The 12409-nt window shown below is 27.1% G+C and carries 17 protein-coding genes; 7 read left to right on the forward strand and 10 right to left on the reverse strand.

Annotation, left to right across the window (positions count from 1 at the left end):
- Window positions 1-276: transposase domain-containing protein (locus EIC27_RS07860; RefSeq protein ID WP_153183752.1), on the forward strand; the 276-nt coding region annotated here is incomplete at its 5' end.
- Window positions 277-469: 193 nt separating this feature from the next.
- On the opposite strand, the gene EIC27_RS02700 is transcribed toward EIC27_RS07860, so the two are convergent.
- The 4 genes from EIC27_RS02700 to argS form a co-directional block, all read right to left on the reverse strand.
- Window positions 470-1243 (reverse strand): ABC transporter permease, encoded by a 774-nt coding sequence (locus tag EIC27_RS02700; protein ID WP_126044611.1) that lies wholly within the window; start codon window positions 1241-1243, stop codon window positions 470-472.
- Between the two features lie 5 nt (window positions 1244-1248).
- Window positions 1249-2184 carry an ABC transporter ATP-binding protein gene (locus EIC27_RS02705; protein ID WP_126044612.1) on the reverse strand — a complete coding sequence of 312 codons (936 nt, stop codon included), beginning with the start codon at window positions 2182-2184 and terminating at the stop codon, window positions 1249-1251.
- Window positions 2156-3301 (reverse strand): molecular chaperone DnaJ, encoded by a 1146-nt coding sequence (dnaJ, locus tag EIC27_RS02710; RefSeq protein WP_126044613.1) that lies wholly within the window; start codon window positions 3299-3301, stop codon window positions 2156-2158. The genes EIC27_RS02705 and dnaJ overlap by 29 nt, the downstream gene beginning before the upstream one ends.
- A gap of 90 nt (window positions 3302-3391) precedes the next feature.
- On the reverse strand, window positions 3392-5107 hold the full coding sequence (gene argS / locus EIC27_RS02715; protein WP_240627072.1) for an arginine--tRNA ligase: 1716 nt from the start codon (window positions 5105-5107) through the stop codon (window positions 3392-3394).
- 107 nt (window positions 5108-5214) lie between these two features.
- Here argS and EIC27_RS02720 point away from each other — a divergent pair, with 107 nt between their 5' ends.
- From EIC27_RS02720 to EIC27_RS07475, 5 genes are all read left to right on the forward strand, one after another.
- Window positions 5215-6729: an acyl-CoA carboxylase subunit beta gene (locus EIC27_RS02720; protein WP_410519460.1), complete on the forward strand. Its 1515-nt coding sequence runs from the start codon at window positions 5215-5217 to the stop codon at window positions 6727-6729.
- A gap of 30 nt (window positions 6730-6759) precedes the next feature.
- On the forward strand, window positions 6760-7455 hold the full coding sequence (gene radC / locus EIC27_RS02725; RefSeq protein WP_126044616.1) for a RadC family protein: 696 nt from the start codon (window positions 6760-6762) through the stop codon (window positions 7453-7455).
- A complete protein-coding gene (gene pth / locus EIC27_RS02730) occupies window positions 7452-8042 on the forward strand; it encodes an aminoacyl-tRNA hydrolase (RefSeq protein ID WP_126044617.1) in 591 nt (196 codons plus the stop codon). The genes radC and pth overlap by 4 nt, the downstream gene beginning before the upstream one ends.
- A gap of 58 nt (window positions 8043-8100) precedes the next feature.
- A complete protein-coding gene (locus EIC27_RS02735; protein ID WP_276310328.1) occupies window positions 8101-8451 on the forward strand; it encodes an IS66 family transposase in 351 nt (116 codons plus the stop codon).
- A 138-nt stretch (window positions 8452-8589) separates the two neighbouring features.
- Window positions 8590-8733 carry a hypothetical protein gene (locus EIC27_RS07475; protein WP_240627074.1) on the forward strand — a complete coding sequence of 48 codons (144 nt, stop codon included), beginning with the start codon at window positions 8590-8592 and terminating at the stop codon, window positions 8731-8733.
- A 137-nt stretch (window positions 8734-8870) separates the two neighbouring features.
- Here the strand turns inward: EIC27_RS07475 and EIC27_RS02745 are convergent, their stop codons facing one another.
- The 6 genes from EIC27_RS02745 to EIC27_RS02765 form a co-directional block, all read right to left on the reverse strand.
- Window positions 8871-9248, reverse strand: coding sequence for a DUF2335 domain-containing protein (locus tag EIC27_RS02745; RefSeq protein WP_126044619.1), 378 nt, complete (start codon window positions 9246-9248; stop codon window positions 8871-8873).
- Window positions 9211-9432, reverse strand: a complete 222-nt coding sequence (locus EIC27_RS07250) for a hypothetical protein (RefSeq protein WP_162298311.1) — start codon at window positions 9430-9432, stop codon at window positions 9211-9213. Before EIC27_RS07250 ends, EIC27_RS02745 begins: the two co-directional genes overlap by 38 nt.
- Window positions 9433-9537: 105 nt before the next feature.
- Window positions 9538-10134: a BON domain-containing protein gene (locus EIC27_RS02750; RefSeq protein ID WP_126044620.1), complete on the reverse strand. Its 597-nt coding sequence runs from the start codon at window positions 10132-10134 to the stop codon at window positions 9538-9540.
- Between the two features lie 80 nt (window positions 10135-10214).
- Window positions 10215-10583 carry a flagellar assembly protein FliW gene (gene fliW / locus EIC27_RS02755; RefSeq protein ID WP_126044621.1) on the reverse strand — a complete coding sequence of 123 codons (369 nt, stop codon included), beginning with the start codon at window positions 10581-10583 and terminating at the stop codon, window positions 10215-10217.
- Between the two features lie 96 nt (window positions 10584-10679).
- Window positions 10680-11567, reverse strand: coding sequence for a hypothetical protein (locus EIC27_RS02760; RefSeq protein WP_126044622.1), 888 nt, complete (start codon window positions 11565-11567; stop codon window positions 10680-10682).
- Window positions 11568-11579: 12 nt separating this feature from the next.
- Window positions 11580-12206, reverse strand: coding sequence for a hypothetical protein (locus tag EIC27_RS02765; protein ID WP_126044623.1), 627 nt, complete (start codon window positions 12204-12206; stop codon window positions 11580-11582).
- 49 nt (window positions 12207-12255) lie between these two features.
- On the opposite strand from EIC27_RS02765, the gene tnpA reads away from it, so the two are divergent.
- On the forward strand, window positions 12256-12409 hold a 154-nt coding region (gene tnpA, locus EIC27_RS08120; protein ID WP_410519450.1), incomplete at its 3' end, for an IS66 family insertion sequence element accessory protein TnpA.

A 12409-nucleotide genomic window follows, 5' to 3' on the forward strand; every position in this document is an offset into this window, starting at 1 on the left:
CTTTTAGATGGAAGACTGCGTATTGATAATAATGATTCGGAGCGTAGTATAAAACCATTTGCAGTTGGCAGAAAAAATTGGATGTTCTGTGCAACAACTAAGGGTGCTAAAGCTAGTGCAAATATTTATAGTATTATTGAAACTTGCAAAGTAAATAAGATTAATCCTTATGATTATTTAAAATATTTGCTGAATCATATTCATGATTATTCTGATCCAAAAGAGTTAGTAAATTTACTTCCATATAATATTGATAAAAAAATATCATCAAATTAAATTTTTTTTAGAATTATCAAAAAACTTAAGAAACCCAAAGAAAGGCGGATAATACTTGTCAAGATGGGGATATTTTAGCGTTTACATTAATAATACACAAGTTTAGTTAAGCTTGTGTATTGTTATCAATTAGAATTTTTTAATATAAAAGATATCAAGAAGTAAAGTTAGATACACTTATATATATATATTTTTACTTCTGAAGTTTTCGGTTAAATGAATAAACAGCAAAAGCAAACAGTATAATATTTGCAAATATTATAGAGGTAAAAGATATATAATCAAAGTTACCAATTTGCCAAAAACTATGCCTAAAGATACTTATGAAATGGTAAATGGGATTTAATTGTGTAATTTTTTGCCATAAATTTGGAAGCATTTCAATTGTAAAAAACACACCTCCTAAATATACCATTGGTGTAAGAATAAATGATGGGAACCACATTATGTCATCAAAAGTTTTAGAAAATATAGAATTTACAATTCCTGCTACTGAAAAAAAGAAAGACATAAGGAAAATCATGCAAATACACATTATAAATGAATGTATACTAAATGTTATAAAAAATAGTGTTGTTATAAGTACCATTAAGCCATTAAGTATACCTCTAAAAATTCCACCAAATGTATATCCAATGATAATAATCCAAGTTGGTAAAGGAGAAAGTAAAAGTTCATCAATATTTTTTTGAAATTTCATACTAAAAAATGAGGAAGATGTGCTGCTGTACGAATTCATTATTATTGCCATTGCAATAAGTCCTGGTATTAAATATTGATCATATGCAACATTTTGTCCACCTATACTTACAAATCTATTTTTAAATAAAATTTCTCCAAAAATTATAAAATATAAACTAGTTGTGATAATTGGTGGGATAAGTGTTTGTGGCCATATCCTTAATATTCTTATAATTTCTTTTTTTAAAATTGTTTTAAAACCAATAAAATTTATTTGCCATTTCATATACTTTACACCACTGAATTTAAAAATAATTCTTCTAACCTATTGTTTTTTGGATAAATTCTTTGTATTTTGCAACCTTGATTAACAATAAATGCTATACTATCTGATAAAGAATTGTTTTGATCAATTGAGATTTCAAATATCTTGTCTGAAATTTTAACAATTTGGCTATTATTTATTTTTAAAGAATCATAATTATCAATCTCAATTTGATATTTTTGTTTAGGACATTGCCTAAATATCTCATTTATAGAATCATTAATAACTATTTTGCCTTTGGAAATAATGGCTAAACTATCACAAAGCTTTTCTGCTTCTTCAAAATAATGAGTAGTAAGAATTATTGTTTTACCTTGATTATTTAAATCTTTCATTATTTGCCATATCTTTTGCCTTACTTCTGCATCTACTCCTGCAGTAGGTTCATCTAAGAAAATTATATCTGGTTCGTGCATTAATGCTCTTGCAATCATTAATCTTCTTTTCATTCCACCAGATAAAGTAATTACAGCTTGATCTCTTTTTTCCCATAAATCCAAATTTTTTAGAAGTTTTTTTGCTCGTTTTGTTGCAATATTTGAGTTTATACCAAAATACCCAGCCTGGGTTATTAATATATTTATAACTTTTTCAAAAATTGATATATTAAATTCTTGAGGAACTATACCAACTTCAAATTTTATATGTGCAATATCAAAATCTAGATTTTTACCATTAATTAATACTTTTCCAGAAGATTTTTTTGTAAGTGATGCTAATATTTCAACAAAAGTAGTTTTACCAGCTCCATTTTTACCAAGTAAAGCCAAAAATTGTCCTTTCTTTATGTTTAAGTTTATATCTTTTAGTGCTTGATGGCCATTTTGATAAGTTTTTGTTAGCTTAGAAATTTCAATAGAATACATAGTAATTTTAATTTTTTTTATTAAAATCTGAAACAAAGTTTTTTACTTTATCAAAAAAGCCTTCAGATTTTGGATTTGCACCAGTCTGGTTAATTTTACCAAATTCTTCTAGAAGTTCTTTTTGTTTAGAGGTTACTTTTATAGGTAATTCAACATTCACATTAACATATATATCTCCATTTCTAGAGGAATTCATAATAGGCATGCCCTTATTTTGCATTCTTAATTTAGTGCCAAATTGGGTACCTGCTGGTACATTTATTTTAGCAATATTTCCATCAATTGTAGGTATCTCAATATATCCTCCAAGTACAGCAGTGGTCATTTTTATTGGTACAGAGCAATGTAAATTTGCATTATCTCTTTGGTAGAATTCATGAGGCTTAACTGAAATATGTATATATAAATCTCCAGATGCTGCATCACGCACACCTGCCTCACCTTCTCCAGATACTCTTATTTTGGCGCCATTATCTATTCCTTTTGGTATATGTATAGATAAATTTTTCTCTTTCTCATATCTACCTTCTCCTTTACATGTTTTACAAGGATCTTTAATCATTACTCCAGATCCAGAACAGCTAGTACAAACTTTTTCAATCATAAAAAAGCCTTGTTGATATCTAACCTTACCTGATCCATGGCAAGTATTACAAGTAGTAGTTCCAGTTTTTGCTTTAGTGCCTTTTCCATCGCATTCATCACATTTAACAGCAGTTCTAAATTTTATATTTCTGTTTAATCCTTTATATGCATTTTCTAATGTTATCTCTGTATTATATCTTAAATCAGATCCTCTAAATTGATTTTCTCTTTGCTGTTTTGGAGAAGAGCTTCCTCTACCCATAAAATCACCAAATATATCTCCAAATACGTCAGCAAAATCTTCAAATCCTCCAGCTTGAGAATGAAATCCACCACCAGAATTTTGAAAACCTGCGCTACCATATTTATCATATGCAGCTCGTTTTTGATCATCTTTTAGAATTTCATATGCCTCATTAATTTCTTTAAATTTTTTTTCAGATTCTTTATTGCCTTGATTTTTATCAGGGTGGTGTTTTAAGGCTAATTTTCTAAATGCTTTTTTTATATCATCAGCGGATGCATCTTTATTAACCCCTAAGATTTTATAGTAATTTTTCTCTGCCATTAATAATTAATATTATTTTGATAACCACCTTATAGACATAGTATATAAATTTTTTTTATCAAGAAGAATATATAATATATTTGCTATTTGTTACATTTTTTCTAATGCCTTGATGCCTAAAATTTGTAAACCTGAAGTTATAACTAATTTTACTGAATGAACTAAAAATATTCTTGCTTTTGTTAGATTAACATCATCTTCAATTATGAATTTAATATTTTCTTCTTTGGTGCCTTTACTCCAGATTTGATGAAATACGCATGCTAAATCATAAAGATAATATGTTATTTTATGAGGATCTAAATTGTTTAAGCAAGCAGTTATAATTTTTGGATAAAGTGCTAAAATTTTTATTAAACTTATATCATATTCACTTTTTAGAGGAGTTAAATCAATATCTTTGTCATGTATATTATTTATATCAATGCCCATGTTTATGCCTTTTCTTAAAATAGACCCAGCTCTTGCAGATGCATATTGAACATAAAAGATAGGATTGTCTTTATTTTGTTGCTTTAATTTTTCTACATCTATTTCTAAAAGTGTATCTGAACTTTTGGATAAAATAGCAAATCTAAGTGCATCACTATCAATTTCCTCGATGACTTTTTTAAGTGAAATAAAATTGCCTGATCTTTTGGACATTTTGACTTGCTCACCATTTCTTAATAGCTTAACTAATTGGCATATCTTGATGTTTAACTTTGCTTTGCCATCGCTTAATGCACTTACAACACTAGTAAGTCTTTTTTTATAACCTATATGATCAGCTCCTAGCAGTAATACCATATTATTAAAGCCTCTTTTTATCTTATCTAAATGGTAGGCAATATCAGATACAAAGTATGTGTATTCTCCATTTGACTTTATTACTGCTCTATCGATATCATCACCAAATTTAGTAGATTTAAATAAAATTTGCTCCTTAGATTCCCAATCATTATTCTCTTCGCCTTTTGGTTTATCTAAAATACCTTTATATAATAAATTTTTTTCCTTCAAAAAATATATACAACTTTCTACTTTATTTTGTTCAATCAATTTTTTTTCAGAAATAAAATAATCATGTATAACTCCTAATTTTGATAAATCATCTTTTATAATTTTTAAAATTCTTTCAACAGCAAAGTTTTTAAAAAATTCTTCTCTATCATTATTTGTGAGAGTGTTTAATTTATTTTTAAATTCATCTTTTAAAATGGCAGCCATATCAATAAGATATTCACCTGGATAACAATCTTTATCTAATTCAATTTTTTCACCAAGCAATTGCTTATATCTTATTTCAAGTGATTTAGTTAAAGTTTTAATCTGATTTCCAGCATCGTTAATGTAAAATTCCCTTATTACATTATATCCACATTTTGATAGCAAATTTGAAATTACATCTCCGAATATAGCACCTTTAGCATGCCCTAAATGGAGTGGTCCTGTTGGGTTAGCAGAAACAAATTCAACATTTATTTTTTCTCCATTTCCAATATCTATTTTTGGATAATTATGTCCTAAATTAACTAACTTTTTTAAAAATTTATGCCAAAAATATGGTTTTATTTTGAAATTTAAGAAACCAGCACCTTCTATAGAAATTTCTGAAATATATTCATTTGCCAAAAGAATACTTGATAATTCTTTCGCTATATCTCTAGGATTTAATTTTTTTTTCTTGGCTGTAATTATAGATACATTCGAAGATAAGTCTCCATGATCTTCATTTTTAGGGTATTCTACTTTAATTTCGTTATCGCTTAAAATTTTTGGATAAGTGTTTTCTACTGCATTATGTATTAAGCTTTTAAAATACAAAAAAATATTCATTCAAAATTTATAGTTAATGTATTTTGGAAGTATTTGTTATACGATAAATTTCAAAACATTGTCAAAGAATTATTTTTTTATTAATATAAGCACAAATTAACTATTATAAGATTATGCAAAATAATAAAATTAATGAAAGAATACAATCTGCAAGATTAAGTGGTGGGCAAGATAAAATTGATAAACATCATAATTCAGGTAAGTTAACAGCAAGAGAGAGAATAGAAATTTTATTAGATCCTGACTCATTTGAAGAAATGGATGCTTTTATTGAACACAGGTGTCAAAATTTTGGTATGGAAAATAAAATTTTTCCAGGTGATGGTGTAATAATTGGGCATGGAACAATTAATGGAAGACTTGTTTTTGTTTATAGTCAAGATTTTACTGTAATAGGTGGCTCTCTTGGAGAAATGCATTCGAATAAAATAACAAAAATACAAGATTTAGCTATGAAGCTTAAAGCACCTATTATTGGAATTAATGATTCTGGAGGAGCAAGAATTCAAGAAGGTGTGGACTCACTTAAGGGGTATGGTGAAATATTTCAAAGAAATGTTGATGCATCAGGAGTAATTCCACAAATTACATTAATTATGGGGCCATGTGCGGGAGGAGCAGTTTATTCGCCAGCACTTACAGATTTTATATTTATGGTTAATCAAACATCGTATATGTATTTAACAGGTCCTGACGTAGTGAAAACTGCAACACATGAAGATGTAACTCATGGTGAATTAGGTGGAGCAGAGATTCATATGAAAAGAAGTGGTGTTGCTGACTATATTGCTGAAAATGATATAGAATGTTTACAAATGGTAAGAAGATTCTTTGATTTTTTACCTTCCTCAAATATAGCTGAATTACCTCAGTATAAAACAAATGATCCTGCAGATAGAATTGAAATGTCTCTTGAGACTTTAGTGCCTGAAGATAATACTAAACCTTATAATATGAAACAGTTGATAGAAAAAGTTGTAGATGAAGCTGATTATTTTGAAATTAAAGAAAATTTTGCAAAAAATATAACTGTTGGCTTTGCAAGATTTGAAGGGCGTCCTGTTGGGATTGTAGCAAATCAGCCTACCGAGCTTGCAGGTTGTTTAGATATTAATGCTTCTATTAAAGCAGCTAGATTTATAAGATTTTGTGATGCATTTGGGATACCAATTATTTCGTTTGTTGATGTTCCTGGTTTTTTACCTGGTACTGATCAGGAGCATAAAGGTATTATTAAGCATGGGGCAAAATTATTATATGCTTATGCTGAAGCTACAGTTACAAAAATCAGCTTAATTGTTAGAAAATCATATGGTGGTGCATACATAGTTATGAGCTCCAAGCATTTAAGAGGTGATATAAATTTAGCTTGGCCAAACACAGAGATTGCAGTTATGGGTGCAAAAGGAGCTGTAAAGATCTTAAAAGGTATATCAATTGATGAGTATGAAGAAAAATTTGCTTCTCCATTGGTTGCTGCCTCGCGTGGATATCTTGATGATATTATAAAACCACATCGTACTAGATGGAGAATTTGTAAATATTTGGCAATGCTTGAAAATAAAAAGGTTGAAAAACCTTGGAAAAAGCATGATAATCTACCATTATAAAACTAATGTTTGGGAAGGACATTTTACAATATGGAAGTTATTGATAGTAAGCATGGGCATAGGCAAAGATTAAAATCTAGATTTTATAAATTACCTATTAGATCATTGCCAGATTATGAGATATTAGAAATGGTGTTATTTTATGTTATACCAATTAAAGATACAAAAAAAGTAGCAAAACAATTACTGAATACATTTGGAAGTTTAATAGGTGTTCTCAATGCTGATTATAAACAATTAAGCCAAATAAAAGGATTAGGAAATTCGGTATATCTTTTTTTTAAATTACTTAAGGATCTTTTTAGTAGGTTACATTTGCCAAATGAGTGTGATAAAAAATTTCACGTTTTAAATAATTGGACTTCTGTAGTAAATTATTGCAACTTAACAATGGGATTTCAAAAAGTTGAATATTTCAAAATTCTTTATTTAAATGCAAAAAATATATTAATAGACGAAGAAATTATTGAATCTGGTACTGTAGATAGAATAGCTGTGCACCCTAGAGAAATTGTAAAAAGTGCCATAAATCATTTCGCATCAGCTGTTATTTTATTACATAACCATCCTAGTGGTGATGTTTCTCCTTCAAAGCATGATATAGAAATTACAAATACAATTGCAACTGCATTAAAAGCTGTTAATATTGTTATTCATGATCATATTATAGTTTCACATAATGATTATTTTTCTTTTAAAACAAATAATTTAATTAATTTTGAATGAAGTTAGTAATAGGTTTAGGTAATCCAGGTTCAAAATATAAAAATACTAGGCATAATATTGGCTTTAGTGTTATTGAATCCATATGTAGTAAATATAATATTTTAGATTTTACTGATAAATTTGATGGAAAATTAACAAGAAAAAAATTTTTTAACCATGATATTTTATTTTTTATGCCAATGACTTATATGAATAATTCAGGCATTCCTATAAGTAAATTAGTAAATTTCTATAAAATACCATTAGAAAATATATTTGTTATATATGATGATTTAGATTTGACTGTGGGCAAAATTAGAATAAAGATTGGTGGAGGTAATGCTGGGCATAATGGGCTGAAGTCGATTGATCAACATATTGGAAATAATTATTATAAAATAAAGATAGGTATAGATAAACCACAAGAAACATCAATGATAACAAATTATGTATTAGGTAAATTTGAAGAAAATGACTTAAGCAAAATAAACAGGATCTTTGATTTTTTAGCTGATAATTTTAACTTAATTTTAAATCATGAAAATGAAAAATTTTTAAATTTGTATTACTCTAATTTAAATAAAGAGGTTAAAAATAACAAAATATGATTATAAATAATTTAGTTAAAAGTAATATCAATATATTTACTAATAATAAAAAATATGGATAAAAGAATTTAAAGGATATCATCAAACAGATGCATATAGTGGATATGCTGGCTTGCATGATAAGAAGGAAATAACATGGGTAGCGTGCTGGGCACATGCAAGAAGAAAATACATAGAAATAACAAAGACAATAAAAACACCAGGAATAGCGCATAAGATGGTAAAATATATAGGTCAATTATATAAAATAGAAAGAGAAGCGTTGGATAAAAAATTAGATCCTGGAGAAACAAAGAAATTAAGAGAAAAAAATGCAGTACCCTTTTTATCAAGGTTACTGAGGTCACATCCTGTACCCAGAGTAATTGTCACCGATAAATTACGAAGCTATATAAAACCAATAAAATAAATGTACACTTCTACAGAGCACAGGAGTCATAAAGGATTGAATAACCGTGTAGAGAATGCACATCAACCCACACGAAGAAAAGAAAAATGTTTGATAAAATTTAAGTCACCCTGTGGTGTGCAGCGAACGTTATCACTAATGGGGAAAGTTAGAAATATATTTGCTGTAGATGTAGGAAGATACATCAATAACGCTACTATGCAAAGGATTGCATTTAAAAAGGCTAAATCTATTTGGGACGATGCATCACAAAAATTGCTTGCTGCCAAAATTCAATATTAGAGGATACTCTATGCCCTTTATCCCTTAACTTGACGGTGCCTGATAACCTTATTTGTTAGGTTAAATTTATTTCACAAGGTTTTTAATTAGGTTTTAATTAATAAATTATCTTTCTTTTAAAGTTAGTGCTTATAATTTTATGCTGTTTTTTTATATTTTATATTCAAAATTAAAAGAAATACAAACCATGTTATAAATAAAACTGCTCCTAAAGATACTAAGCCATTTTTAAAAAAATTAACAGATGTATATAATACTAAAATACTAAATATAAAGCTTAGAACTTGGCTGATTCTTATAGTAAAGTTCATAGATTTTATTAAATTTTTATTATAATTTTCTCGTTGATTTTGCTCAATTTTAGTTAATTCAAGTAATTTTTCTGTAAAACCTGGATATATTTCCTCATAACTTTCCAGTATTGATGGAGAAGGGAATGATAAAAATTTATTGGGAGTGTTTATTATTCTACTTTTTCTATTTCTTGTTCCGAAATTTACGTTTTTTTTCCTCATTTTTATTTTTTAACAGTTTATTAAAATTTTTACTAATAATGGATGCTACATTATTAAAATTATAATCAATATTATTAAATTTACTTATTTGATTGTTTTTATGGTTAATAAAAGAAAGATTTCCAAAAGAAACAAATCCTTTAAGTAAATTTTTTAAAATATAATTTTTGTTTGTTTTATTCATCTAATAAGCATGAAAATAATTTAATAACTTTTTAAAACTAACAGATTGATTTTAGCACTAAAAATTTTTTATACAATATTTTTAAAAAATTTTTCCAAAATGAAACTAATTAGCTTTTCTTCGAGAATCATTTTTCACTAAAATATAATTTTTTACTAAAGAGACTCCAGAAACTTCACTAGAAACTTTTAATGCAGTATCTAATTCTTTTTGAGTTTCTGCTATACCTAAAAGATATATAACACGATTATATACCATAATTTTATAATTTATAGAATGCAACTCTTTGTTTGCTAAGAATTTTGTTTTTACTTTAGTTGATATCCAAATATCTCTAGTAAAGCTTGCTGGATCTTCATTTGATATGGTAATATTATTAATAACTTCTTTTACGCCTCTTACAAGCCAAGCCAATTTTTCAGCTTCTTCTTTATATTCATTATCAATTACGTAGCCAACAAGTAATACACGTCCTTCATATACCTCTAGGGAAATACCTTTTAAAGAATTATTTATACTATTTTTTATGTATTCATGTCTAATTTTTGTAGCAATCACTTTATCATCTATTATATTGCCGACAGACCTTTCATCAGCAATCATTGCTCCAGTTGTAGCAGTAGTTGCAACTCCAATAATAGCACAATTACTTGTAGTTAATAATAAAATAGTGATAAAGATATAGTTTGTAATTTTATTCATGTAAAATAAAAAAATAAATATAAGGCTATTATATTTAATAATTGAAAAAATGAAAGTTTAAAACTGTAAAACTAAGAAATTTATAATAAATGTGTTAAACTGTAATTTGAATTATGTAATACGTATTGAAATGCACTTTGAGTAACAATATCAATAAAAACAGGTGCTCTTGAATTAACAACTAATTTTAATTTGCCATCTATTTCTTTTGTAGAACATAATAGTACTATAGCTATATTACTTTTGCTTAATTCTAAATTTTTTATTGCATTATTCAAGTCTTCGTCTTTAATAAATTTATTTTTTAGTAATATTGGTAAAGTTAAAAAGCATAATTGTTCGTTATCTAATGATTGTAATAATTTAAAATGTTTATAATTGTTTTTTGTTGAACGGGAAAAACAAAAATTTTTAGAATCAGAAAAACCTATGAGACCTTTGGGGAAAATACTTTAAATTTTAAATTTATTTCTACCGAACCAAATTTATTTTGAATATAGAATAAGTTTGGCTGATCAATAAATTTTTCTTTTAACATTATGAGGTTACCTTAAAAAATCTAATAGCTTTGATGAGTAATATCTAATGCTTGTATAAATACCAGTTAATTGTTGACTGACTTGTTCTAGCTCAGTGATAGCTTCAAATTGTGCTTTAAATGTTAGGTCACTGTAACTTTTTTGACTTTCATCTAAGTTAGATTTTTCAATATCTCGTAATTGTAATAAATCTCTTGATGTCAAATCTATTCTCTTTTTTGCATCAGTTAAATCATATATACATTTTTCAAAATCTGCTATGACACTGCCATCAGCACTATCTCCATTTCTTTTTATATCTGCAAATAAAGTCACTAAGTCTTTTATTGATATATCACCTGCATTAAATTCTAATTCAATTTGTTTGCTGTTATAATTAAATACAGTATTTTGTGTGCTTCCATTATAATAATTATCTGCATCTGTACTGCTACTTGTAGTGCTAATAGGTTTTGTATTTACGCTTTCCCCTGCAAATAAAAATGTTCCATCATACATTGATTTTTTATTTAAAAAATTTTCTAATCCACTGAGTAAATTTGAGGCAAATCTTTCTTTTTCTTGTTCTGAGAAATGATTTGTAGGATTGGATTGTTCTTGCCAGCTTTTTAATTGTTGCTGTAAATATATTCTAAGATCTTTTAATTCATTAGACATTTCATTTGCTTTTCTTAAACCTTTTTCTAATACTTCAAGATTTGACTGTTGATCGAAGATAGATTGGCTAATGTTAATTACTTCATTGGCTTGTTGTGGAGAAAATTGATAAATTTTTTCGTGTTTTCTTTGTGATTGAACTTGTTTTTCAATATCGTCCATCTTTGCTAATCTACTCTCAATGGAAGTTCTTAAATTTTGATTAGCAAGAGCTGTTCCTATAGAATTTACTGTCATAATATACCTCTTTTAAACTTGAGCTAAAAATTGTTGCCAATATTCCTTAAAAGTTTGAAATACTTTTAGTGAATTTAAGTATAGTCTTTCATATTGTGTTATATTTAATAATTCTTGGTCTGCATTAACTCCTGATTTTGAAGATATTTCTTCGTTTATTGCTTCTAGTTTTATTTTTTCATCATTAAATCTTTTTTCAGCATAATGATGCTTTACATTTACAGTGCTAACTATTCCATTTCCATATCCTGCAAGTGAAGAAGTAGCACTAGAGATTGCTTTATATGATGGAAAATTAAATTGCTTCTCTTTTAATTCAAATAATTCACTTAATATATTTTGATTATTTCTTCCAATACTATAATTTGAGCCATCAACATGAACCTTAGCAGTATCAATTTTTCTATTTTGTGTTATCTTATCAGATACTTTAAGTGATATTGCACTATTATCAAAAGAACCAGGAGTATAATATTTATCTGTACTGTAACTAAATATATGATTAAATCCAAAGAATTTATTAACTCCAAAAGGCTTTTGATCGCTGTTTGTGCTGATAAAGTTTGCGTAATCAGTAGAAAGATTGCTATTGTCATCTACGATTGCAAAGTAAGCGCTAAAATAAGGGCATCTAGGCAAGAATAAAAATAAGTGGTAGAACAAAAGCCTAAAAAAATAGAGGCTAATGATGCTATTAGAAAAAAAGAAAAAAAGAATAAGTAATGAAAAATGGAAAGAGCTAGTAGAAGAATATAAAAAAAGTAATGTAAGTAAATATGAATTTTGTAAGCAAAAGAATGTGCCGAGAAGTACATTTTATAAATGGCACAGAATTCTTGTAG

Source organism: Candidatus Aquarickettsia rohweri, from assembly GCF_003953955.1.
GTDB lineage: Bacteria > Pseudomonadota > Alphaproteobacteria > Rickettsiales > Midichloriaceae > Aquirickettsia > Aquirickettsia rohweri.

Excerpts from the sequence above, each read along its gene's own strand:
- EIC27_RS02700 (WP_126044611.1), bottom strand. The coding sequence starts at position 1,243 with ATGAAATGGCAAATAAATTTTATTGGTTTTAAAACAATTTTAAAAAAA.
- dnaJ (WP_126044613.1), bottom strand. The coding sequence starts at position 3,301 with ATGGCAGAGAAAAATTACTATAAAATCTTAGGGGTTAATAAAGATGCA.
- radC (WP_126044616.1), top strand. The coding sequence starts at position 6,760 with ATGGAAGTTATTGATAGTAAGCATGGGCATAGGCAAAGATTAAAATCT.
- pth (WP_126044617.1), top strand. The coding sequence starts at position 7,452 with ATGAAGTTAGTAATAGGTTTAGGTAATCCAGGTTCAAAATATAAAAAT.
- EIC27_RS07475 (WP_240627074.1), top strand. The coding sequence starts at position 8,590 with ATGGGGAAAGTTAGAAATATATTTGCTGTAGATGTAGGAAGATACATC.
- EIC27_RS02745 (WP_126044619.1), bottom strand. The coding sequence starts at position 9,248 with ATGAGGAAAAAAAACGTAAATTTCGGAACAAGAAATAGAAAAAGTAGA.
- EIC27_RS07250 (WP_162298311.1), bottom strand. The coding sequence starts at position 9,432 with ATGAATAAAACAAACAAAAATTATATTTTAAAAAATTTACTTAAAGGA.
- EIC27_RS02750 (WP_126044620.1), bottom strand. The coding sequence starts at position 10,134 with ATGAATAAAATTACAAACTATATCTTTATCACTATTTTATTATTAACT.
- EIC27_RS02760 (WP_126044622.1), bottom strand. The coding sequence starts at position 11,567 with ATGACAGTAAATTCTATAGGAACAGCTCTTGCTAATCAAAATTTAAGA.